Raw genomic sequence first — 23,843 nt, forward strand, 5'->3', positions numbered from 1 at the left:
TTCTAAGGAATTCAAATGCAAGCGGCAACTGTTGTGATTAACCGCCGCGCTCTGCGACACAACCTGCAACGTCTGCGTGAACTGGCACCCGCCAGCAAGCTCGTTGCAGTCGTGAAAGCGAACGCTTACGGACACGGTCTTCTTGAGACCGCGCGAACGCTCCCCGATGCCGACGCCTTTGGCGTCGCCCGTCTTGAAGAAGCTCTTCGCCTGCGCGCGGGGGGGATTACTCAACCGATTCTGCTCCTCGAAGGCTTTTTCGAAGCCACAGATTTGCCGACCATTGCTGACCAGCATCTGCATACGGCAGTGCACAACGAAGAACAGCTGGCCGCACTTGAAACCGCCGAGCTGAGCGAGCCGGTGACCGTGTGGATGAAGCTCGACACGGGCATGCACCGTCTTGGCGTGCGTCCGGAGAGCGCGGAAGCGTTCTATCAGCGTTTATGCCGGTGCAAAAACGTGCGCCAGCCGGTGAATATCGTCAGCCATTTCGCCCGCGCCGATGAGCCCGAGTGCGGTGCGACCGAGCAGCAGCTGGATATCTTTAATACCTTCTGCGAAGGCAAGCCGGGGATGCGCTCGATTGCGGCATCCGGCGGTATTCTGCTGTGGCCGCAGTCGCATTTCGACTGGGCGCGACCGGGCATCATTCTCTACGGCGTGTCGCCGCTGGAGAACAAACCCTGGGGGCCGGACTTTGGCTTCCGGTCGGTTATGTCGCTGGTCTCTAACCTGATTGCCGTGCGAGACCATAAAGCGGGTGAGCCGGTGGGCTACGGCGGTACCTGGACCAGCGAGCGTGATACCCGTCTTGGCGTGGTGGCGATGGGCTATGGTGATGGCTATCCCCGCGCAGCTCCAACGGGTACGCCGGTTCTGGTCAACGGTCGCGAAGTGAAGATTGTCGGCCGCGTGGCGATGGATATGATTTGTGTTGATCTGGGGCCTGAAGCCCAGGATAAGCCTGGTGATGATGTCGTGATGTGGGGTGAGGGACTGCCTGTTGAACGCATTGCTGAAATCACGAAAGTAAGTGCTTACGAACTTATCACGCGCCTGACCTCGCGGGTAGCGATGAAGTACATTGATTGAACCGCCAATGGAGTGAGGTTTTTATCCTCGCTCCAACTTTATTAACATCCTCTCGACCTTCTCCCACTTCCGGTTTATTGTTGAAATCCCTGCCTCATCGAATTCCGGAGAATCATCGCGTGTTTCAGAAAGTTGACGCCTATGCCGGCGACCCAATTCTCTCCTTAATGGAGCGTTTCAAAGAAGATCCTCGCAGCGACAAGGTGAACCTTAGCATCGGTTTGTATTACAACCACGAGGGTTTTATTCCTCAGCTGCAGGCCGTTGCCGAAGCCGAAGCGCGTCTGAACGCGGTTCCACACGGCGCGTCGCTCTATCTGCCGATGGAAGGGTTAAATACCTACCGCAGCACCATTGCGCCGCTGCTTTTTGGTGCCGATCACGCGGTGCTCGCGCAAAAACGCGTGGCGACCATCCAGACGCTGGGCGGCTCGGGTGCGCTGAAAGTGGGTGCAGACTTCCTGAAAAAATACTTCCCGGATTCAGGCGTGTGGGTCAGTGACCCGACGTGGGAAAACCACGTTGCGATCTTCGAGGGCGCAGGCTTCAAAGTGGCGACCTATCCATGGTTTGACAGCGAAACTAACGGCGTGCGCGTTGAAGCGCTGCTGGAAAAACTGAACACCCTGCCGGAGCGCAGCATTGTGCTGCTGCATCCGTGCTGCCATAACCCGACCGGTGCGGATCTCACCAACGCCCAATGGGATGCGGTGATTGAGGTACTGAAGGCCCGTAACCTGATCCCATTCCTCGATATTGCCTACCAGGGCTTTGGCGCGGGTATGGAAGAAGACGCCTATGCCATCCGCGCCGCTGCCAGCGCCGGGCTGCCTGTTCTGGTGAGTAACTCCTTCTCTAAAATCTTCTCCCTGTACGGTGAACGCGTTGGCGGTCTGTCCGTGGTGTGTGAAGACGCCGAAGCGGCAGGTCGCGTGCTCGGCCAGCTTAAGGCGACGGTGCGTCGCATTTACTCCAGCCCGCCGAACTTTGGTGCGCAGGTGGTGGCGACGGTTCTCGGTGACGAAAAGCTAAAAGCGTCCTGGCTTGCGGAAGTGGAAGCGATGCGCCAGCGCATTCAGACGATGCGTCAGGAGCTGGTTAACGTCCTGAAAGAGGCCGTGCCGGGACATAACTTCGACTATCTGCTCAAGCAGCGCGGGATGTTCAGCTATACCGGACTGAGTGCGGCCCAGGTCGATCGTCTGCGCGAAGAGTTCGGCGTCTACCTGATTGCCAGCGGCCGTATGTGCGTGGCGGGCCTGAATGCCAGCAACGTTCATCGCGTGGCGCAGGCGTTTGCTGCTGTAATGTAAGTACTTACCAACTCACCCTCTCCCCGTGGGAGAGGGTCGGGGTGAGGGCATCAGGCCGCACAAAAACGTTGCCCGGCTTTTGTGATCGTCTTCTTTTTATTCCCCTTCATAAGCAAAAACTCCTTCCCTTCACCTCCCGCTGGGGTTATGGTCGGATAGTTTTTTGACCATCCGCTCAAATTAAAACGATAACAAACTGAATATTCAGGGGAAAATATGCGCAAGATCACACTGGCGCTCAGCGCCGCCTGCTTATTGTTCTCGCTTAATAGCGCCGTCGTCGCGCGAGCTTCTGCCCCGACGCCGCTTTATACCGGCACCACCGCCGCCATTCTTGCCGAGCAGGCGCCCATTCACTGGGTTTCCGTGGCCCAAATCGAAAACAGCCTAATGGGCCGTGCGCCAATGGCCGTGGGTTTTGACATTGACGATACCGTGCTGTTCTCAAGCCCCGGCTTCTGGCGCGGTAAGAAAACGTATTCACCCGACAGCGAAGCGTATCTGAAGAACCCGGAATTCTGGGAAAAAATGAACAACGGCTGGGACGAATTCAGCATCCCGAAAGAGGTTGCCCGTGCGCTTATTGCCATGCACGTGAAGCGCGGTGACAGCATTTATTTTGTAACCGGCCGCAGTCAAACCAAAACGGAAACCGTCTCTAAAACGCTGCAGGATGATTTCCAGATCCCGGCGACCAGCATGAACCCGGTCATTTTTGCGGGTGACAAAGAGGGGCAAAACACCAAAACCCAGTGGCTGGAAAAGAAAAACATCAAAGTGTTTTATGGCGATTCGGATAACGACATCACCGCCGCACAGGATGTGGGTGCCAGAGGGATCAGGGTGTTACGCGCGTCTAACTCAACCTATCGCCCGCTGCCGATGGCCGGAAAGTTTGGCGAAGAGGTGATCGTCAACTCGGAGTATTGAGCCCCTGGCAGCGAGCTTGACTCTTTTTTAATCAAATCTCGCTGCTGCGGGTTTTACCTTTCGTCTTCTTGCTGCACACTTAGAAAGATTCATCTTTCATCACGGAGCAGCCTATGTGGTACCAACAGACCCTGACCTTAAGCGCGAAGCCACGCGGATTTCACCTGGTGACGGATGAAGTCATCGGGCAACTCCGCGACCTGTCGCGCGTCAGAACGGGTTTGCTGCATCTGCTGCTTCAGCACACGTCCGCCTCTCTGACGCTGAATGAAAATTGCGATCCCACCGTCCGGTCCGACATGGAACACCATTTTCTGAAGAGCGTCCCGGACAACGCGCCTTACGAGCATGACTATGAGGGGGCGGACGATATGCCTTCGCATATTAAATCCTCTTTGCTGGGCGTATCGCTGATGCTGCCGGTCCACAACGGGCGGCTGCTGTTGGGAACGTGGCAGGGGATCTGGCTGGGTGAGCATCGTATTCACGGTGGTTCGCGTAAAATTATCGCCACGCTACAAGGGGAATAAAGATGACAATTTCGGATATACTTCAGTACTGCATGAGCAAGCCCGGCGCGGAGCAGAGCGTCCACAGCGACTGGAAAGCCACGCAGATTAAGGTAGGTGATGTGCTGTTTGCGATGGTGAAAGAGGTAGAAGGCCGTCCGGCGGCGTCGCTGAAAACCAGCCCTGAACTGGCGGATTTGCTGCGTCAGCAGCATGATGACGTGAGGCCGAGCAAGCACCTCAATAAGGCGCACTGGAGCACCGTCTATCTGGATGGATCGATTCCAGGATCACAGATTTACTACCTGGTGGATGCGTCCTATCAGCAGGCGGTTGAGCTGCTGCCGGAAACCACCCGACAGCAACTCTCCGTGTGACAACTACAGCAACGGTTTAAGGAAGCGCGCGGTGTGCGAGGCTTCGCACTCTGCAACGGTCTCTGGCGTACCGGAGACAAGAATTTCACCGCCGCCGCTGCCGCCTTCCGGGCCGAGATCGACAATCCAGTCCGCGGTTTTAATCACGTCCAGGTTATGTTCGATGACCACGATGGTGTTGCCCTGATCGCGCAGCTGATGCAGAACCTCGAGCAGCTGCTGGATGTCAGCAAAGTGCAGGCCGGTGGTTGGCTCATCCAGAATGTAGAGCGTCTGACCGGTACCGCGTTTTGACAGCTCGCGCGCCAGCTTCACGCGCTGCGCTTCACCACCGGACAGCGTAGTGGCGGACTGTCCCAGACGAATGTAGGTCAGGCCGACGTCCATCAGCGTCTGCAGCTTACGCGCCAGCGCAGGGACGGCGTCGAAGAATTCGCGCGCCTCTTCGATGGTCATATCCAGCACTTCGTGGATGGTCTTGCCCTTGTACTTAATCTCCAGCGTTTCGCGGTTATAGCGTTTGCCTTTGCACTGGTCGCACGGCACGTAGATATCCGGCAGGAAGTGCATCTCAACCTTGATCACGCCATCGCCCTGGCACGCTTCGCAGCGGCCGCCGCGCACGTTAAAGCTGAAACGTCCTGGCGTATAGCCGCGGGAGCGTGCTTCAGGCACACCGGCAAACAGTTCACGTACGGGCGTGAAGACGCCGGTATAGGTCGCCGGGTTAGAGCGCGGGGTACGGCCAATCGGGCTCTGGTCGATATCGATAACCTTATCGAAATGCTCCAGCCCCTGGATGTCGCGGTACGGTGCAGGCTCGGCCAGCGTCGCGCCGTTCAGCGCCGTCTGCGCAATCGGGAACAGCGTATCGTTGATCAGCGTCGATTTACCGGAACCGGACACGCCGGTGATACAGGTAAACAGGCCAACCGGCAGCGTCAGGGTGACGTCTTTCAGGTTGTTGCCGCGCGCGCCGGTCAGCTTCAGCACTTTTTCCGGATCTGCCGCTACGCGCTGTTTTGGCACTTCAATCTTGCGCTTGCCGCTCATGTACTGACCGGTCAGCGACTCGGGTACCGCCATAATGTCCTTCAGCGTCCCTTCTGCAACGACCTGACCGCCGTGCACGCCTGCGCCCGGACCAATATCGATCACGTGGTCTGCGGCGCGGATGGCATCTTCGTCGTGCTCCACCACGATCACCGTGTTGCCGAGATTGCGCAGGTGGATCAGGGTGCCGAGCAGGCGCTCGTTGTCGCGCTGGTGCAGGCCGATGGACGGCTCGTCCAGTACGTACATCACGCCGACTAAGCCCGCGCCAATCTGGCTGGCCAGACGGATACGCTGAGCCTCACCGCCGGAGAGCGTTTCCGCCGAGCGGGAAAGCGTCAGGTAGTTCAGGCCGACGTTCACCAGGAACTTCAGGCGATCGCCGATCTCTTTCAGCACTTTTTCGGCGATTTTCGCACGCTGGCCGGAGAGCTTCAGGTTATTGAAGAAGTCCATCGCGTGGCCGATGCTCATGTCTGAGATGGTCGGCAGCGCCGTGTTTTCCACAAACACGTGGCGCGCTTCACGACGCAGGCGCGTGCCCTCGCAGGTGGCGCAGGAGCGGTTGCTGATGAACTTCGCCAGCTCTTCGCGCACCGCGCTGGATTCGGTCTCTTTGTAGCGTCGCTCCATATTGTGCAGCACCCCTTCGAACGGGTGACGACGCACGGAGGTATCGCCGCGATCGTTCATGTACTTGAACTCAATGTTCTCTTTGCCGGAACCGAACAGAATCACTTTGTGCACGTTCGGGCTCAGGCTGGCCCACGGCGCTTCGACGTCGAACTTGTAGTGCTCTGCCAGCGATTTCAGCATCTGGAAGTAGTAGAAGTTACGCTTGTCCCAGCCGCGAATGGCCCCGCCCGCCAGCGACAGCTCCGGGTTCTGGATCACGCGGTCCGGGTCGAAATATTGCTGGACGCCCAGGCCGTCACACGTCGGGCACGCGCCCGCCGGGTTGTTAAAGGAGAACAGGCGCGGTTCAAGCTCGCGCATGCTGTAACCGCAAATCGGGCAGGCAAAGTTGGCGGAGAAGAGCAGCTCTTCCGCTTTCGGGTCGTCCATGTCGGAGACCACGGCCGTGCCGCCAGAGAGTTCCAGCGCCGTTTCAAAGGATTCCGCCAGACGCGTGGCGAGATCGTCACGCACCTTGAAGCGGTCAATCACCACTTCGATGGTGTGCTTCTTCTGCAGCTCCAGCTTGGGCGGATCGGACAGGTCGCACACTTCACCGTCGATACGGGCGCGGATATAGCCCTGGCTTGCCAGGTTTTCCAGCGTCTTGGTGTGTTCGCCCTTACGCTCTTTGATGATTGGAGCCAGCAGCATCAGGCGTTTGCCTTCCGGCTGCGACAGCACGTTATCCACCATCTGGCTGACGGTCTGGGCCGCCAGCGGGACGTCGTGGTCCGGGCAGCGCGGCTCACCCACGCGGGCATACAGCAGACGCAGGTAGTCATGAATTTCGGTAATGGTACCGACCGTTGAACGCGGGTTATGCGAGGTGGACTTCTGCTCAATAGAGATAGCAGGGGACAACCCTTCAATATGGTCAACATCCGGTTTTTCCATCAGCGACAGGAACTGACGCGCGTACGCAGAGAGTGATTCAACGTAACGACGCTGTCCTTCGGCATACAGGGTGTCGAAAGCCAGTGAGGATTTGCCAGACCCCGAAAGCCCGGTCACGACAATGAGTTTGTCGCGAGGGATTATGAGGTTGATATTCTTGAGATTGTGGGTGCGGGCGCCCCGAACTTCGATCTTATCCATTCACCTTTCCCGGTTGGAACACGGATTGCCTGATTTGTTTGAAGGACAAACGGCTGTCAGAAACGGCTAATTATGACACAATTTAACCTGTTTGAATATACAGTATTGGAATGCATTTTCTGATTCTCTGTGTAACAATGACACGTTCGCGAGAGATTTCTGAACCGACTACGCAACTATGCAAATTGCCGCGTGGAAATGGTACACTCGCGCGTTTACACTATTAAGAAACGTATTCAGGAGACACGAACATGGCCAGCAGAGGCGTAAACAAGGTGATTCTCGTCGGTAATCTGGGCCAGGACCCGGAAGTACGCTACATGCCGAGTGGTGGCGCAGTTGCCAACATTACGCTGGCTACTTCCGAATCCTGGCGTGATAAAGCGACCGGTGAGATGAAAGAGCAGACCGAATGGCACCGCGTTGTGCTGTTTGGCAAACTGGCCGAAGTGGCCGGTGAGTATCTGCGTAAAGGTTCTCAGGTCTATATCGAAGGCCAACTGCGTACCCGCAAATGGACCGATCAGTCCGGTGCTGAGAAGTACACCACTGAAGTCGTGGTTAACGTGGGCGGTACCATGCAGATGCTCGGTGGCCGTCAGGGCGGCGGTGCACCGGCAGGTGGCGGTCAGAGCCAGCAGCAGGGCGGTTGGGGTCAGCCTCAGCAGCCGCAGGGCGGCAACCAGTTCAGCGGTGGCGCGCAGTCTCGCCCGCAGCAGCAGTCTGCTCCGGCACCGTCTAACGAACCGCCAATGGATTTCGACGACGACATTCCGTTCTGATTTCCGAGTACTTAAAACAAAAAACCCAGACCATCGTCTGGGTTTTTTATTGATGAAGGGATCAGGTAATGACCATCGGCCAGTCTGGCGGTGTGTGGCTCATCGCCTCAACCATCACCACTTTAATATTTTCCCAGACGGCGGCGATATCCAGCAGAGTGATGCCAAGCAGACCCGTTGCAAACCAGCAGGCTGCACCCAGCCCCAGCAGGGTGCTGATGACAGCGAGACCCGCGTAGTCAGATTTACGAAACTGAATGTTCAGCGTGCTGGCCAAAAACATCAGTACCGCACTCAACAAAGGCCAGCGCAGGAGAACCATGCTGGTAGTAATGGTTGCCATAAAACCCATCCTCAACAAAACAGACGAACTGAATGAAACAGATTTTTTCGTTACACTATATGTGTGAACTATATCACGTTTGCTGCTTTATTCGCCAGTCCCGGGGTGATGAAAAACGGGTGATTCATAGTTGCCGAGAATCAGTGGGTGTCTGAGTGAAAATATATCTTTGCTGGCTAAGTTCTCCAGTTCCCGCACTCTTTATAATGAATTCATTAAGATAGCAAAACTGATGCAAAAGGATGCTCACTGTACAATGTTTACAGCAATAACCCTATGGCTTATGCTTGAGTGGACAATTAATTTTACTCGCAGCTAACCTTTCAGGTTTTTGAATTTAATTATTTTTTTATTTCTTTGTACGTTTTTAATTACACACAACGTTGTTTTTAATTCGCTACGCTGAGATTCAGCCTGTGCGTTGGTTTGTCGATTTTTCGAATCTGAAGAAAGTTGCGTCCGGTTTATCGCCTGATAATCAGCGAAAAAAATGAAAGAAAACCGACGTGAGATTGTTAATGACAGCATGCAAGCGTTGCATGCGCTGGCTAAGCTGATGCCTCAGCTTCATGCTCAATGTTCTCTGACCGACATGCTGACGACCATCAGTCGCGCGCTGGGCGCAAGTCTTGCCTGGGTAAGCGTTAATGGTGATGACGGGCTACAGCGCGTGGTATGCGCCGGGGAGATGACCTGCCATCCCTTCGAAGTGGCCGATTTCCTGGCGGACACCCTGCTCCAGCGGCATCATCGTTCATGGCGGGTGGTCTACTGGAAAGAGAATATTGGCCGTGCGTTATTTCCTCCTCAGCACCCGGGCTATGCGCAGTTGCATAGCGGTGTCTTGTGCAAACTTTCAACCCATAACTGGCACTGCAGTGGCTATTTCTTTTTAGCGTTTGATGAACGACTCTCTTCTCTGCCAATTCTGAAAAATATCGTCGTGGTGCTGGTCGAAAAATTAAAAGACTATTTCGCGGAAATTATTGCCCGGGAGAAAACTGCCCAGGAAATGCAGCGTGTCGTGACGCAATATAAGACGCTTTTTGAACGCGCCCCGGTTTTAATGAACTCTTTCGACAAATTTAACCGCTGCGTGCTGTGGAATGCCGAATGTGAAAAAGTATTCGGCTGGACGATGGCGGAGATCGCGGAACATGCCGATCCGCTTTCGCTGTTTTATCCTGACCCTGAAGAGCGGCGGCGGGTAAGAGAGTCGGTCAATGTCTCGCCGCTGAAGGATATGTATGAGTGGCATCCGCTACGCAAAGACGGGACCCCGCTGACGGTGCTGTGGTCCAACATTCTGTTGCCGGACAACTCTATCCTCAATATTGGGCTGGATATCACCGAGCGGAAAAAAGCCGAGCAGCAGCTGCAGGTAAAAGCCACTACTGACGATCTCACCGGCTGCTTTAACCGTTCGGCGATTTTGCAGCAGCTTGAGCTTGCGCTGGCGGCCAGTGCCCGGCATGAGGTTAACAGCCATTTTTGCGTCCTGATGTTTGACCTGGATTTCTTCAAACAGATCAACGATGAGTGGGGGCACCCGGTGGGTGATGCGGCGCTCCTTCACTTTTGTAACGCGATCCGTGAGTTATCACCTTCAGATTCGGCATTAGGCCGCGTGGGAGGAGAAGAGTTTTTGCTCTTGCTGGCGCAAACAAACGGCAATGGCGCTGCGCAGTTATCCGCCAGGTTGCGCACCTTTCTGCAAACCAACCCGCTGGCCGTGGGGGAGAGAAAACTGTCGCTGTCATTTAGTGCCGGGGTTGTGGAAGTAAGCGGAGGACAGCGGGATACTTCAGTCCTGCTGAGGCGTGCCGATAAAGCATTATATGAGGCCAAGCATTCGGGACGAGGAAAAACGGTGGTGGCAGCTGATTATTTATAAATCAACGAACAAAATACGCCCGAACAAATAGCATGAAATGCCATGTCGAGGTTATGATTTTTCGAGCTGTTACAAGTTTGGCTTAATCAACAATCGTCTGTTGTGTTATCTTCCCACCGCCCTTGCGGGCTGGATAATTATTTTCCTTAATTGAAACGGAACGAATACTTACAGTTTAGCTTACGGGAAAATATTATCGTCATAACGAAATTTAAGATTTTTAATACGAAAAGTCAGTTGCTAACTTCGCATGATTCATGCAACGTAATCACCTGTTTAACAAAGCATCCGGCCTTCATTACTACAGGCGTACAACATGCAGGGATATAGGGCGGGAAATGAATCGTAGCGCGCGGCGCAAAATGCTCAGGGTGGTAGGGATCATCATGGTAGTTATGCTGCCTGTGATGCTTGCGCTATGGTTTGCCCAGCTACGCGCCGTATCTGAAACAAGCGCCCAGCTACGGACATTTGCTGAACTGGCTTTAGACAAAACAGAACTGGTTATTCAACAGGTTGATCTGGCCCGGGACGAGGCTGAAAAATATCAGGGTGAGCTTTGCACGCCGGGACATCGTCAATATATGCTGAACGTTGTTCGTGGCCGGCTGTTTGTCGCCGATTTAATTTACGCTCAAGGTCAGAATTTTCTTTGTTCGACCGTTTTTACACCGGATCATCCCTACGCTATTCCTGTCGCTAATTACACGCGTAAACCTGACGTCGCTATCTATTATTATCGCGATACCCCATTTTATACTGGTTATAAAATGACATATATGCAGCGCGGAAATTATGTGGTGGTCGTCAATCCACTTTCATACAGCGAAGTCATGTCCGCGGATCATTCTCTCTCATGGGGAGTGTACGACACGGTAACCAATGCTTTCTTTTCCGTCAGCCAGAAAGCCAATGTTTCTTTATTAAATTCGATGATTCGGGATAAGGAATCGGTATTTCAAAAAGATAACCGCTTTTATACGATCGTAAGTTCCCCCAAAAGACCGATTGCGGCCATTGTATCGACATCGAATAAACGCTTTTATGAAACGCTTTATCACCAGGCGACGTTGACGCTGCCGCTGGGCATGATCTGCAGCATTATTATTTTGCTGGTATGGTCCCGTACACATCGTGAGCTCAATTCGCCGGGGCGCTTACTGCACCGGGCACTGACCAAACGACAGCTTTGCGTACACTATCAGCCGATTATTGATATCAAGAACAACCGGTGCGTGGGCGCGGAGGCGTTATTACGCTGGCCTGGTTTTAACGGGCAGGTGATGAGTCCGGCGGAGTTTATTCCGCTGGCAGAAAATGAGGGGATGAGCGAGCGGATCACAGACTATGTCGTTGAAGAGGTGTTCAGCGATCTGGGTCATTTCCTGGCCGAGCATCCCCATCTCTATATTTCGATTAACCTGTCGGCCACGGATTTCCACTCCTCGCGGCTGATCGCCATGATTTCCGAGAAGGCTCGCCACTACGCCGTCCGTGCGCAGCAAATCAAAATAGAAGTGACGGAACGCGGTTTTATCGATGTGCCAAAAACCACGCCGGTGATACAGGCTTTCCGTCAGGCGGGTTATGAAGTCGCGATTGATGATTTTGGTACCGGTTACTCGAACCTGCACAACCTCTACTCGCTGAACGTGGATATCCTGAAAATCGATAAATCGTTTATCGATACCTTAACGACCAACAGCACCAGCCACCTGATCGCCGAGCATATTATCGAGATGGCGCAAAGCCTGCGGCTGAAAACCATTGCGGAAGGGGTAGAGACGGCAGAGCAGGTGAGCTGGCTGTTGAAGCGCGGCGTCCAGTTTTGTCAGGGATGGCACTTCGCGAAAGCGATGCCGCCCCAGGAATTTATGACCTGGCAGCAGCAACCTTTGCACTGATATTCATTAATTCAACTGGTGGCGATAGTCGCTCGGCGTGCGGTCAAACTCGCGGCGAAACACGCGGGAAAAGGTTTGTTGCGACACATAGCCAAGATCCATCGCGATATCAAAAATTGGCCGCTGCGTTGAGCGTAGCGCCTGCGCCGCCAGCAGCAGTCTGCGCTGGCGAATGTACTCACCCAGGGTCTGATGCATGACCGTGCGGAACATTCTCTGTAAATACCATTTCGAATAGCCCGACTTTTTAGCGACCACATCAATGTTCAACGGTTGGTCGATATGGTCATCAATCCATTCAATAAGCGTCTGAATAATCTGCTGATGCGACATAAGGTTGCCCCTCTGTAGATACAACTATCTCGGTTAATTCGTCGTTTTCTCTGCGGGGGAGTATAATTCCTCAAGTTAACTTGAGGTAAAGAGGTTTTATGGAAAAGAGATTGCCGCGAATTAAAGCGCTTTTAACCCCCGGCGAAGTGGCAAAGCGAAGCGGCGTTGCCGTGTCGGCGCTCCACTTCTATGAAAGCAAAGGGTTAATCAAGAGTATCCGTAACGGAGGAAACCAGCGTCGCTATACCCGCGACGTGCTCCGCTACGTGGCGATTATCAAAATTGCGCAACGAATCGGAATTCCCCTGGCCACGATCGGCGAGGCCTTTGGCGTGCTGCCGGAAGGGCACACGCTGAGCCCGAAAGAGTGGAAAGAGCTGTCATCCCAGTGGCGCGAAGAGCTGGACAGGCGTATCCATACGCTGGTCGCGCTGCGTGACGAACTGGATGGCTGCATTGGCTGCGGCTGCCTGTCGCGGAGCGATTGTCCGTTGCGTAACCCCGGGGACAAGCTGGGCGAGCAGGGGACGGGGGCACGGTTGCTGGAAGAGGACTGAGATTGCGCGGCAAAAAGCACATAAAGAACTAAAGCGCCACATAAGGGCGCTTTAGTTTTTCCCGGTCTTTGTCTTTCACTCTATCCCGCTGGTTCACGGGAGGGTTTCCCCCGACGTCAGCACCCCTCGTGTCGAGCTGGTTGGGGAGGTTCCGGATTGTGCTGACACTTTAATTCTATGCAAGACCCGTTTTTTCGCCAGCCTCGCTGACCGGTTTTTAGCCGAATTTTTTTCGCGGTGTTGTTCAATTTTCTATAGTTAAAAAGTATGAATAACCAGGAGAAAACCATGCTCACGGTACATCACCTAAACCAGTCGCGCTCGCATCGCGTGATCTGGGCGCTGGAAGAACTCGGCCTGCCTTATGAGATCGTTCACTATCAGCGTGAAAAGAACATGCTGGCACCTGAGGCTCTCAAAAAAGTGCATCCGTTGGGCAAATCACCGGTCATCGAAGATAACGGACTGATCCTCGCAGAGTCAGGCGCCATTCTGGAGTATCTGCAGGAAACGTACGATCCTGAGTCGCGGCTTAAGCCTTTAGATCCGGCGCATAAGGTGCAGTACCGCTTCTGGCTGCACTACGCGGAAGGATCCCTGATGCCGCTGCTGTTAATGAAGCTGGTCTTCAACAGCCTCGGCAAGCCGCCGGTGCCGTTTGGTATCAGAACTTTGGGCAAAGCGCTGGGGCAGGGGGTGCAGAAAGCGTACCTCAACCGTCAGCTGGAAACCCATGCGCGCTTTATTGAGTCGCACCTTGCCAAAAACAGCTGGTTTGCCGGGGATGCGCTCAGCATGGCCGATATTCAGATGAGCTTTCCGATCTTTGCCCTGCTGGCGCGCGGCGGTATCGCTAATCTGCCGCATATTCAGGCCTGGAAGACAAAAGTTGAGAGCAGCCCTGGCTGGCAAAGAACCCTGGAGCAAGGGGGGCCGTTATCTATCCCGGGCGAGGACTGAAATGTAAACAAATTGCGCATAGACGATAACGTTTGCGCATCCTCTGTTTATTTCTTCAGCATCATAAGTGAATTTTAGCGAAAAACGATAAAGTTCAGTTGAAAAGGGCGGGGATTACGCTAGATAATCGTTTGCCTTAATTTGACCACCCGTTTGTAAGCGCGGAGCTAAACGTTTGCTTTTTTTGTGACGCCCTTTCGTCGCAAACGCAACACAAGGATTTGACGTTTAGCTGGCAGCGGCGTCTCCACCTCGCTTACGGACTTCCTAAAAAACTCTCAGGGGATGTTTTCTATGTCTACGCCATCTGCGCGTACTGGCGGTTCACTTGACGCCATGTTTAAAATTTCGGCTCGCGGCAGCACCGTGCGCCAGGAGATCGTTGCCGGTTTGACAACGTTTCTGGCGATGGTTTACTCCGTCATCGTTGTGCCGGGCATGCTGGGCAAAGCGGGCTTCCCGCCAGCGGCTGTCTTTGTGGCAACCTGCCTTGTGGCCGGCGTAGGCTCCATCGTGATGGGCCTGTGGGCGAACCTGCCGCTGGCGATTGGTTGCGCCATCTCTCTGACCGCGTTTACCGCGTTCAGCCTGGTGCTGGGTCAGCACATCAGCGTACCGGTTGCGCTGGGTGCCGTGTTCCTGATGGGTGTCCTATTTACCGTGATTTCAGCGACCGGCATCCGTAGCTGGATTTTGCGCAACCTGCCGCAGGGCGTGGCGCACGGTACCGGTATCGGCATCGGCCTGTTCCTGCTGCTGATCGCCGCCAACGGCGTCGGTCTGGTCATCAAGAACCCGCTGGACGGTCTGCCGGTGGCGCTGGGCCACTTTGCCAGCTTCCCGGTGATTATGTCGCTGATCGGCCTGGCGGTGATTATCGGTCTGGAAAAACTGAAAGTGCCGGGCGGCATTCTGCTGACCATTATCGGCGTTTCCATTGTCGGCCTGATTTTCGATCCGAACGTCCATTTCTCCGGCATTTTCGCCATGCCGTCGCTGAGCGATGACAAAGGCAACTCCCTGATTGGCAGCCTGGATATCGTCGGTGCGCTGAACCCGGTGATCCTGCCAAGCGTGCTGGCGCTGGTGATGACCGCGGTGTTTGACGCGACCGGTACCATCCGCGCGGTGGCCGGTCAGGCGAACCTGCTGGATAAAGACGGTCAGATTATTGATGGCGGCAAAGCGCTGACCACTGACTCCCTGAGCAGCGTCTTCTCTGGCCTGGTGGGTGCGGCGCCTGCGGCGGTGTACATCGAATCCGCAGCGGGTACGGCGGCAGGCGGTAAAACCGGCCTGACGGCGATCACCGTCGGCGTGCTGTTCATGCTGATCCTGTTCCTCTCTCCGCTCTCCTATCTGGTTCCGGCGTATGCGACCGCGCCAGCGCTGATGTACGTTGGCCTGCTGATGCTGAGCAACGTGGCGAAAATCGACTTTGCAGATTTCGTGGACGCCATGTCTGGCCTGATTACCGCGGTCTTCATCGTGCTGACCTGTAACATCGTGACCGGCATTATGATCGGCTTCGCGTCGCTGGTGATTGGTCGTCTGGTCTCCGGTGAGTGGCGCAAGCTGAATATCGGCACCGTGATTATCGCCGTTGCGCTGGTGGCGTTCTACGCGGGCGGCTGGGCAATCTAAGTTGTCCTTTGATGCGAAAACGGGTGGCTCAGGCCGCCCGTTTTTATTTTCAGGACTCATCCTGTTGCCTTTTGCGTTACTCTGGGGAAGATAGAATAAAAGGCACGACGCCTTCCGGAGTACATAAGCAACACAGCAAACAGGGAACGCATGGAAATCTTCTTCACAATACTCATCATGACCCTTGTGGTCTCGCTATCCGGGGTGGTTACACGCGTACTGCCCTTTCAGGTCCCCCTGCCATTAATGCAAATTGCCATCGGCGCGCTGCTGGCGTGGCCGACGTTTGGCCTGCACGTGGAATTTGACCCCGAACTGTTCCTCGTGCTGTTTATCCCACCACTGCTGTTTGCCGATGGCTGGAAAACGCCCACGCGCGAATTCCTTGAGCACGGGCGAGAGATCTTCGGCCTGGCGCTGGCGCTGGTGGTGGTCACCGTCGTCGGGATTGGTTTTCTGATCTACTGGGCGGTACCGGGCATTCCGTTAATACCGGCTTTTGCGCTGGCCGCCGTGCTGTCGCCAACCGATGCCGTGGCGCTGTCCGGCATTGTGGGTGAAGGCCGTATTCCGAAGAAAATTATGGGAATTTTACAGGGGGAGGCGCTGATGAACGACGCCTCCGGCCTGGTTGCCCTGAAGTTTGCCGTGGCCGTTGCGATGGGCACGATGGTCTTTACCGTCGGCGGCGCGACGCTGGAGTTCTTCAAGGTGGCGATTGGCGGTATTCTCGCGGGCTTCGTGGTGAGCTGGCTGTACGGCCGCTCGCTGCGCTTCCTCAGCCGCTGGGGCGGCGATGAACCCGCTACGCAGATCGTACTGCTGTTCCTGCTGCCGTTTGCCTCTTATCTGATTGCCGAACATATCGGCGTGTCGGGCATTCTGGCGGCAGTGGCGGCAGGGATGACCATTACCCGCTCCGGTGTGATGCGCCGCGCGCCGCTGGCCATGCGTCTGCGTGCCAACAGCACCTGGGCCATGCTGGAGTTTGTCTTTAACGGCATGGTGTTCCTGCTGTTGGGTCTGCAGCTGCCGGGCATTATGGAATCCTCGCTGGTGGCGGCCGAAGCCGACCCGAACGTTGAGGTCTGGATGCTGTTTACCGACATCGTGCTGATCTACCTGGCGCTGATGCTGGTGCGTTTCGGCTGGCTGTGGACGATGAAAAACTTCAGCGTCCGTTTCCTGAAGAAAAAGCCGATGGAGTTCGGCTCGTGGACAACGCGTGAACTGCTGATTGCTTCTTTTGCGGGCGTACGCGGGGCGATCACCCTTGCCGGTGTCCTCTCCATTCCGCTGCTGCTGCCGACGGGCGACGTCTTCCCGGCGCGCTACGAGCTGGTCTTCCTGGCGGCGGGCGTGATTCTGTTCTCACTGTTTGTCGGCGTGATTATGCTGCCGATTTTACTCCAGCATATTGATGCCGGTGATTCGACCCAGCAGCATAAAGAGGAGCGTATTGCGCGGGCGGCTACCGCCGAAGTGGCGATTGTCGCTATCCAGAAAATGGAAGAACGTCTGGCCGCGGATGCGGAAGAGAACATCGACAATCAGCTGCTGACGGAAGTGAGTTCCCGCGTGATTGGTAACTTGCGCCGTCGCGCGGACGGGCGTAACGACGTGGAAAGCTCGCTGCAGGAGGAGAACCTTGAGCGTCGGTTCCGTCTGGCGGCGCTGCGCTCCGAGCGTGCCGAGCTGTATCACCTGCGCGCCACGCGCCAGATCAGCAACGAGACGCTGCAAAAGCTGCTGCACGATCTGGACCTGCTGGAAGCGCTGTTGATAGAGAATCAGTAGCGCTGTTTTGCCGGGTGGCGGCTTCGCCTTACCCGGCCTACGGTTCGAACGTAGGCCCGGTAAGCGCAGCGCCACCGGGCACTATTCAGACCGCACCCAAAAACCCTCACAACACTGCAGCCACGCCTGCGCGCTCTGCGACAAATACACCCCTTCACGCCAGATCATCCCCAACTGCCAGTGTAGATCGCTCTCCAGCGGGATCCAGCGCAGCGTGTTTTTATCCAGACGCTCGCAAATCGGCTGCGGCAGAATGGCAATCCCCACGCCGGCCTGCACCATCGCCGCCAGGAAATCCCACTGCCCGCTGCGCACCGCAATGCGTGGCTTCACGTTATGCTGGTTAAACAGCGTCATCAGCTGGCGGCTGAGGGCGAAGTCTTCGTTGTAGATCAGCAGAGGGTGCTCGCCGAGCAGTTCAGGCTTCACCGACTCCCTCTTCAGCCAGTCGCCGGAGCGGGGCACCAGCACGCACAGCGGGTGGCTAAAGAGCGGAAGCGTCGCCAGGCCGCTCTCTTCCTCAACGGGGAGGGCGGTCATTGCTACGTCGAGCTCGCCGTTGGTGACGGCCTGCTGGACGGTTAACCCACCAAACTCCGAAATCTTCAGCTCTACGCCGGGATAACGCTGGCGAAACAGGCTGATCGGCCCGGCCATCATCATGCCGACCATCGGGGGAATGCCGAGGCGAAGCACCCCTTTGGTCAAATGGTTTATATCGTCCAGCTCCGCTTCCAGCTGGCGGAACTCCGCCAGAATCGCCAGCCCGCGTTCGAACACCACGCGTCCGGTGTCGGTCAGCAGCAGCTTGCGCCCGTCGCGGATCAGCAGGGTACAGTTCAGTTCATCTTCGAGGTTTTTCAGCATCTTGCTGATAGTGGGTTGGGTGACAAACAACTTCTCCGCTGCGCGGGTAAAACTTTGCTGACGAACCACTTCGACAAAATAGCGCAGCGTTCTTATGTCCATGATTATTCCTCGAAACTATACCTTTGATGATTTTAATTCATTTCAGTCCATACCGTGCGCTCACTATACTGGCGCCTCGTCTCATTTTTGAGGAAAACCCCCATGGCCGTGGCGTTAAGCCGTGTTACGCCTGCCGTTGTTCAACGACTCCAGGTCCCGCTTCAGGTACTGCTCTACGCGGGGCTGTTTGTTTTTGCCGAATATCTTGTCGGTTGGCTCCACCTGCCGCTGCCTGCCAACCTGGTGGGGATGCTGCTGATGCTGACGCTTATTCTGTGTCGCGTGATCCCCCTTAACTGGGTGCGCGCCGGGGCGCGCTGGCTGTTGGCGGAAATGCTGCTGTTCTTTGTCCCCGCCGTGGTGGCGGTGGTGAACTATGCGCAGCTGCTGATGGTAGACGGCTGGCGAATCTTTGCGGTGATCGCGCTGAGTACGTTGATGGTGCTGGGGACGACCGCCTGGGTGGTGGATAAAGTCTACCGCTTTGAAATCAGCAGGCACAAACATGACTAACTTTCAGATCAGCGTCTTGTGCCTGATTGCGACGCTCGGGATCTACTTTGCCAACAAGCGGCTGTATCGTCGTTTTCACGCCCTGCCGCTGATGCCGCTGGTCTTCACGCCGATCCTGCTGGTGCTGATGCTGGTCTTTGGCCACATTTCCTGGCAGAACTACATTGGCGAATCCCACTGGCTGCTGTGGCTGCTCGGCCCGGCGACCATCGCCTTTGCCGTGCCCGTTTACGACAACCTGGCGATTATCAAACGCCACTGGATGTCGCTCAGCGCAGGGGTGATCACCGCCACGGTGGTCGCGGTCTGTAGCTCCGTCTGGCTGGCGAGACTGTTTACGCTGCCCGATGAAATTCAGCGCAGCCTGGCCGTGCGCTCGGTGACCACGCCGTTTGCGCTGGCGGCGGCAAAACCGCTCGGCGGGCAGCCGGACCTGGTGGCGCTGTTTGTGGTGGTGACGGGCGTCTTTGGGATGGCGGTGGGCGATATGCTGTTCCTGCGGCTTTCCATTCGCGAAGGCATGGCGAAAGGGGCAGGGTTCGGCGCGGCGTCGCACGGCGCGGGCACGGCACGGTCCTATGAGCTGGGGCAGCAGGAGGGCGTTGTCGCGAGCCTGGTGATGATGCTGTCGGGCGTGGTGATGGTGCTGGTTGCACCGCTGGTGGCGTGGGTGATGTTTTAAGCTCCCCGGCCAGAATGGCCGGGGAGAAAGGCTTAGTGCGCGCGGCCCTGCTCGACGCCGAGACCGGTTTGTGAACGAATAAACTGGGCGCGGAATTTTTCGCGCTCCAGATTACCCTCCGGCGAATTGTCGGTGGCCGAGAAGAGCCAGATGCCGATAAACGCCACGGCAATGGAGAACAGTGCCGGGTATTCATACGGGAAGATGGCGCTTGCGTGACCGAGGATCTGCACCCAGATCGTCGGGCCCAGAATCATCAGGATTACCGCCGTCAGCAGCCCCAGCCAGCCGCCAATCATCGCGCCACGGGTGGTCAGTTTCGACCAGTACATGGAGAGCAGGATGATCGGGAAGTTACAGCTTGCCGCAATGGAGAAGGCCAGCCCCACCATAAAGGCGATGTTTTGCTTCTCGAACAGAATGCCTAACAGAATCGCCACCACGCCCAGCACCAGCACGGTGATTTTGGAGACCTTCAGCTCATCGCGCTCGCTCGCGCCTTTGCGGAAGACGTTGGCGTAGAGGTCATGCGAGACCGCCGACGCGCCGGCCAGCGTCAGACCCGCAACCACAGCAAGAATGGTGGCGAAAGCCACGGCAGAGATAAAGCCGAGGAACAGGTTACCGCCCACCGCGTCCGCCAGGTGCACCGCCGCCATGTTGTTACCGCCAATCAGCGCGCCTGCGGCATCTTTAAATGCCGGGTTCGCCCCCACCAGCATGATCGCGCCAAAGCCGATGATAAAGGTCAGAATATAGAAGTAACCCATGAAGCCGGTGGCGTAGAAGACGCTCTTGCGCGCTTCACGCGCGTCGCTCACGGTGAAGAAGCGCATCAGAATATGCGGCAGACCCGCGGTACCGAACATCAGTCCGAGACCCAGTGAAAGCGCCGATATCGGGTCTTTCACCAGCCCGCCCGGGCTCATGATTGCTTCCCCTTTCGGGTGGACCGCCATGGCTTCGGTAAACAGGTTATTGAAGCTGAACCCGACGTGCTTCATCACCATAAAGGCCATAAAGCTGGCGCCGAACAGCAGCAGCACGGCTTTGATGATCTGCACCCAGGTCGTCGCCAGCATGCCGCCGAACAGCACGTACATCACCATCAGTACGCCCACCAGTACTACCGCGATGTGGTAGTTCAGGCCGAACAGCAGTTGGATCAATTTACCCGCGCCCACCATCTGCGCAATCAGGTACAGCGCCACTACCACCAGCGAGCCGCAGGCGGAGAGGGTGCGAATCGGCCCCTGTTTCAGGCGATACGAGGCCACGTCGGCGAAGGTATAGCGGCCCAGGTTGCGCAGGCGCTCGGCAATCAGGAACAGGATGATCGGCCAGCCGACGAGGAAGCCGAGAGAGTAAATCAGGCCGTCATAGCCGGAGGTGTAGACCAGCGCAGAGATGCCAAGGAAGGAGGCGGCGGACATAAAGTCACCCGCAATCGCCAGCCCGTTCTGGAAGCCGGTAATGTTGCCGCCTGCGGTGTAGTAATCGTTACGGGAGCGCACGCGTTTCGACGCCCAGTAAGTGATATACAGCGTCAGCACAACGAAAATCAGGAACATCACAATCGCCTGCCAGTTGGTCGGCTGGCGCTGTACCTCGCCGGTAATGGCATCCGCCGCGTGGGCGGCAAAGGGAAGTGTGGCGGCGAGCGCCGTCAGAACTCGCTTCATGATGCTTTTACCTCTTGCAGTACCGCTTTATTAAGACGATCGAATTCACCGTTCGCGCGCCAGACGTAGACGCCGGTCAGCAAGAATGAAATCACAATCACGCCAATGCCAATCGGAATACCGCGCGTCACGCTGGTCCCCTCGTGCAACGGGGTGCCCAGCCAGTGTGGGGCAAAGGCGATCAGCAGAATAAAGCCGACATAGATAATCAGCATGATGATGGAAAGGATGAAGGCAAACCGTTGCCGCTTATCGACGAGCTCCCTGTAGTGCGCACTATTCTCTATCTGCTGACAAATATCGTTATTCATCACAGAGTTCTCCAGAGGTAAGGTTGGTTTGTTTTATCCCCTCTCCCCTATGGGGAGAGGGTGAGGGTAGGAAGGTGCGGTCTGATGCCCTCACCCCGGCCCTCTCCCACGGGGAGAGGGAGAAAAGATTACGATGGCATTGCGATGGCCTGCTTCTCTTCGAGCAGTTTTTCCACCACGCCAGGATCCGCGAGCGTTGAGGTATCACCGAGGTTGCTGGTGTCCCCTGCCGCGATTTTGCGCAAGATACGACGCATAATTTTGCCGGAGCGGGTTTTCGGCAGCGAGTCGGTCCAGTGCAGCACGTCCGGAGTTGCCAGCGGGCCAATCTCTTTACGCACCCAGTTGCGCACCTCAGCGTAGAGCTCTGGCGATGGCTCTTCCCCGTGGTTCAGGGTGACATAGGCGTAAATCGCCTGGCCTTTGATGTTGTGCGGAATACCGACAACGGCGGCTTCGGCAATCTTCGGATGCGACACCAGCGCTGATTCAATCTCCGCGGTACCCAGACGGTGGCCGGAGACGTTCAGCACGTCGTCCACGCGCCCGGTTATCCAGTAATAGCCATCTTCGTCACGACGCGCGCCGTCGCCGCTGAAGTACATGTTTTTAAAGGTCGAGAAGTAAGTCTGCTCGAAGCGATCGTGATCGCCGAACAGGGTACGCGCCTGACCCGGCCAGGAGTCTGTGATCACCAGGTTGCCTTCGGTGGCGCCTTCCAGCGGGTTGCCTTCATTATCCACCAGCGCAGGCTGCACGCCGAAGAACGGACGGGTCGCGGAACCGGCCTTCAGTTGCGTGGCGCCCGGCATCGGGGTGATCATAAAGCCGCCGGTTTCGGTCTGCCACCAGGTGTCCATCACCGGGCATTTCTCGTTGCCGATTTTCTTCCAGTACCACTCCCAGGCTTCCGGGTTAATGGGCTCGCCCACGGAACCGAGGATGCGCAATGAAGAGCGGTCGGTGCCTTCGATGGCTTTGTCGCCTTCCGCCATTAATGCGCGGATCGCCGTTGGCGCGGTGTAGAGAATATTGACCTGGTGCTTATCGACCACCTGGCACATACGCGCCGGGGTCGGCCAGTTGGGTACGCCCTCAAACATCAGCGTTGTTGCGCCACAGGCCAGCGGGCCGTACAGCAGGTAGCTGTGTCCGGTGACCCAGCCCACGTCGGCGGTACACCAGTAGATGTCGCCCGGATGGTAGTCGAAGACGTATTTGAAGGTGGTGGCCGCATAGACCAGATAGCCGCCGGTGGTGTGCAGTACGCCTTTTGGCTTACCGGTGGAGCCGGAGGTATAAAGAATGAACAGCGGATCTTCTGCGTTCATCTCTTCCGGCTGATGCTGGTCGCTCGCTTTTTCAATCAGGTCGCTCCACCACAGGTCGCGCCCCTCGTGCCAGTCGATTTTGCCGCCGGTACGCTTAAGGACGATGACGTTGCTGACCGTTTTGACGTTCGGGTTTTTCAGCGCTTCGTCGACGTTTTTCTTAAGTGGGATGCCGCGTCCGGCGCGCACGCCTTCATCGGCGGTGATCACCAGTTTTGAACTTGAATCGACAATACGACCCGCAACCGCCTCTGGTGAGAACCCGCCAAAAATCACTGAGTGAATTGCACCGATGCGCGCGCAGGCCAGCATGGCCACCGCCGCTTCCGGCACCATCGGCATATAGATAGCGACCACGTCGCCTTTTTGAATGCCTTTTTCCAGCAGAACGTTGGCGAAGCGGCACACGTCACGGTGCAGCTCTTTATAGGTAATATGTTTGCTCTGCGAGGCGTCATCGCCTTCCCAGATAATCGCCGTCTCATTCCCACGCTCGGCAAGGTGACGATCAAGGCAGTTCGCCGCCAGGTTCAGGGTGCCATCTTCATACCATTTAATGGAGACATTGCCGGGCGCAAAGGAGGTGTTCTTCACCTTCTGATAAGGTTTGATCCAGTCAAGGATATGGCCCTGCTCACCCCAGAAGGTGTCCGGGGCGGTGATAGATTGCTGATATTTCTCGTGGTACTGCTCCGGGGTGATCAGGCAACGGTCCGCAATATTTGCGGGAATGTCATGTTTGTGGATTTGGCTCATGGCTTTTTTTCTCCTTGTAAGATGTTAATAATATGTCGCAAAAACGTTAATTGTAGGGGCTTTACAAGCTTTGTTTAGTATTTGGGCTACAGATCACGCATTGTTTGAAGAGTATGAAAAATGAGCGAATGAAACTTTGAAGGAAAATAATTTATGCTGACGATTATTCACATTTATGTTTAAAAAAGCGTTTTTATAACAAAAGGTTATTTATAAGAAGTAGAACAAACTCCCGTCATCGTCGCTTTTGTGAGTGAAACGCGTCGTTCTTTAAGGCTTGCGCAACAGGTCGCGCAAATGATACTCATACGCCGCGTTAAAAAATCCCATAAACC

General features: G+C 55.9%; 21 protein-coding genes. 14 read left to right on the top strand and 7 right to left on the bottom strand.

Features of this window, described 5'->3' with window-relative positions; all coding sequences use genetic code 11:
* The first annotated feature begins 15 nt into the window (after nt 1–15).
* From alr to OTG14_RS21890, 5 genes are all read left to right on the top strand, one after another.
* Nucleotides 16–1,095: an alanine racemase gene (gene alr / locus OTG14_RS21870; protein WP_267215743.1), complete on the top strand. Its 1,080-nt coding sequence runs from the start codon at nt 16–18 to the stop codon at nt 1,093–1,095.
* Nucleotides 1,096–1,214: 119 nt separating this feature from the next.
* On the top strand, nt 1,215–2,408 hold the full coding sequence (gene tyrB, locus OTG14_RS21875) for an aromatic amino acid transaminase (RefSeq protein ID WP_024906719.1): 1,194 nt from the start codon (nt 1,215–1,217) through the stop codon (nt 2,406–2,408).
* A gap of 216 nt (nt 2,409–2,624) precedes the next feature.
* Nucleotides 2,625–3,338 carry an acid phosphatase AphA gene (gene aphA, locus OTG14_RS21880; protein ID WP_024906720.1) on the top strand — a complete coding sequence of 238 codons (714 nt, stop codon included), beginning with the start codon at nt 2,625–2,627 and terminating at the stop codon, nt 3,336–3,338.
* Nucleotides 3,339–3,451: 113 nt separating this feature from the next.
* On the top strand, nt 3,452–3,868 hold the full coding sequence (locus OTG14_RS21885; protein ID WP_024906721.1) for a secondary thiamine-phosphate synthase enzyme YjbQ: 417 nt from the start codon (nt 3,452–3,454) through the stop codon (nt 3,866–3,868).
* Nucleotides 3,869–3,870: 2 nt separating this feature from the next.
* The gene (locus OTG14_RS21890) at nt 3,871–4,224 is read left to right on the top strand and encodes an MmcQ/YjbR family DNA-binding protein (protein WP_267215744.1); all 354 of its coding nucleotides are present in this window, start codon (nt 3,871–3,873) and stop codon (nt 4,222–4,224) included.
* Nucleotides 4,225–4,227: 3 nt separating this feature from the next.
* Here OTG14_RS21890 and uvrA read toward each other — a convergent pair whose 3' ends face one another.
* Entirely contained in the window at nt 4,228–7,050 is a 2,823-nt protein-coding gene (gene uvrA / locus OTG14_RS21895) for an excinuclease ABC subunit UvrA (RefSeq protein WP_024906722.1), read from the bottom strand.
* 251 nt (nt 7,051–7,301) lie between these two features.
* Between uvrA and ssb1 the strand changes: the two genes are divergently transcribed.
* Nucleotides 7,302–7,832: a single-stranded DNA-binding protein SSB1 gene (gene ssb1 / locus OTG14_RS21900; RefSeq protein ID WP_023310055.1), complete on the top strand. Its 531-nt coding sequence runs from the start codon at nt 7,302–7,304 to the stop codon at nt 7,830–7,832.
* A 61-nt stretch (nt 7,833–7,893) separates the two neighbouring features.
* Here the strand turns inward: ssb1 and OTG14_RS21905 are convergent, their stop codons facing one another.
* Nucleotides 7,894–8,175 (bottom strand): YjcB family protein, encoded by a 282-nt coding sequence (locus tag OTG14_RS21905; protein ID WP_008503385.1) that lies wholly within the window; start codon nt 8,173–8,175, stop codon nt 7,894–7,896.
* Between the two features lie 490 nt (nt 8,176–8,665).
* Here OTG14_RS21905 and OTG14_RS21910 point away from each other — a divergent pair, with 490 nt between their 5' ends.
* A complete protein-coding gene (locus OTG14_RS21910) occupies nt 8,666–10,069 on the top strand; it encodes a sensor domain-containing diguanylate cyclase (protein WP_024906724.1) in 1,404 nt (467 codons plus the stop codon).
* A gap of 338 nt (nt 10,070–10,407) precedes the next feature.
* Nucleotides 10,408–11,973: an EAL domain-containing protein gene (locus OTG14_RS21915; protein ID WP_024906725.1), complete on the top strand. Its 1,566-nt coding sequence runs from the start codon at nt 10,408–10,410 to the stop codon at nt 11,971–11,973.
* A gap of 6 nt (nt 11,974–11,979) precedes the next feature.
* Here the strand turns inward: OTG14_RS21915 and soxS are convergent, their stop codons facing one another.
* Nucleotides 11,980–12,306 (bottom strand): superoxide response transcriptional regulator SoxS, encoded by a 327-nt coding sequence (gene soxS / locus OTG14_RS21920; protein ID WP_008503387.1) that lies wholly within the window; start codon nt 12,304–12,306, stop codon nt 11,980–11,982.
* A gap of 98 nt (nt 12,307–12,404) precedes the next feature.
* On the opposite strand from soxS, the gene soxR reads away from it, so the two are divergent.
* From soxR to OTG14_RS21940, 4 genes are all read left to right on the top strand, one after another.
* Nucleotides 12,405–12,863 carry a redox-sensitive transcriptional activator SoxR gene (soxR, locus tag OTG14_RS21925; RefSeq protein WP_008503388.1) on the top strand — a complete coding sequence of 153 codons (459 nt, stop codon included), beginning with the start codon at nt 12,405–12,407 and terminating at the stop codon, nt 12,861–12,863.
* A gap of 288 nt (nt 12,864–13,151) precedes the next feature.
* Complete coding sequence (locus OTG14_RS21930) at nt 13,152–13,823, top strand: glutathione S-transferase family protein (protein ID WP_267215745.1); 672 nt, start codon at nt 13,152–13,154, stop codon at nt 13,821–13,823.
* A gap of 294 nt (nt 13,824–14,117) precedes the next feature.
* On the top strand, nt 14,118–15,467 hold the full coding sequence (gene ghxP / locus OTG14_RS21935) for a guanine/hypoxanthine transporter GhxP (RefSeq protein WP_032650612.1): 1,350 nt from the start codon (nt 14,118–14,120) through the stop codon (nt 15,465–15,467).
* Between the two features lie 150 nt (nt 15,468–15,617).
* Nucleotides 15,618–17,264 carry a Na+/H+ antiporter gene (locus OTG14_RS21940; protein WP_024906728.1) on the top strand — a complete coding sequence of 549 codons (1,647 nt, stop codon included), beginning with the start codon at nt 15,618–15,620 and terminating at the stop codon, nt 17,262–17,264.
* Nucleotides 17,265–17,345: 81 nt separating this feature from the next.
* On the opposite strand, the gene OTG14_RS21945 is transcribed toward OTG14_RS21940, so the two are convergent.
* The gene (locus OTG14_RS21945) at nt 17,346–18,233 is read right to left on the bottom strand and encodes a LysR family transcriptional regulator (RefSeq protein ID WP_024906729.1); all 888 of its coding nucleotides are present in this window, start codon (nt 18,231–18,233) and stop codon (nt 17,346–17,348) included.
* A 102-nt stretch (nt 18,234–18,335) separates the two neighbouring features.
* On the opposite strand from OTG14_RS21945, the gene OTG14_RS21950 reads away from it, so the two are divergent.
* Together OTG14_RS21950 and OTG14_RS21955 are read left to right on the top strand one after the other, a co-directional pair.
* On the top strand, nt 18,336–18,746 hold the full coding sequence (locus OTG14_RS21950) for a CidA/LrgA family protein (RefSeq protein WP_267215746.1): 411 nt from the start codon (nt 18,336–18,338) through the stop codon (nt 18,744–18,746).
* A complete protein-coding gene (locus tag OTG14_RS21955; RefSeq protein WP_024906731.1) occupies nt 18,739–19,428 on the top strand; it encodes an LrgB family protein in 690 nt (229 codons plus the stop codon). The genes OTG14_RS21950 and OTG14_RS21955 overlap by 8 nt, the downstream gene beginning before the upstream one ends.
* Nucleotides 19,429–19,460: 32 nt before the next feature.
* Here the strand turns inward: OTG14_RS21955 and actP are convergent, their stop codons facing one another.
* From actP to acs, 3 genes are all read right to left on the bottom strand, one after another.
* Complete coding sequence (actP, locus tag OTG14_RS21960; protein ID WP_267215747.1) at nt 19,461–21,110, bottom strand: cation/acetate symporter ActP; 1,650 nt, start codon at nt 21,108–21,110, stop codon at nt 19,461–19,463.
* On the bottom strand, nt 21,107–21,421 hold the full coding sequence (locus OTG14_RS21965; RefSeq protein WP_024906733.1) for a DUF485 domain-containing protein: 315 nt from the start codon (nt 21,419–21,421) through the stop codon (nt 21,107–21,109). Before OTG14_RS21965 ends, actP begins: the two co-directional genes overlap by 4 nt.
* A gap of 128 nt (nt 21,422–21,549) precedes the next feature.
* A complete protein-coding gene (gene acs / locus OTG14_RS21970) occupies nt 21,550–23,508 on the bottom strand; it encodes an acetate--CoA ligase (protein ID WP_267215748.1) in 1,959 nt (652 codons plus the stop codon).
* Nucleotides 23,509–23,843 lie beyond the last annotated feature (335 nt).

The organism is Enterobacter pseudoroggenkampii, assembly GCF_026420145.1.
Taxonomy (GTDB): domain Bacteria; phylum Pseudomonadota; class Gammaproteobacteria; order Enterobacterales; family Enterobacteriaceae; genus Enterobacter; species Enterobacter pseudoroggenkampii.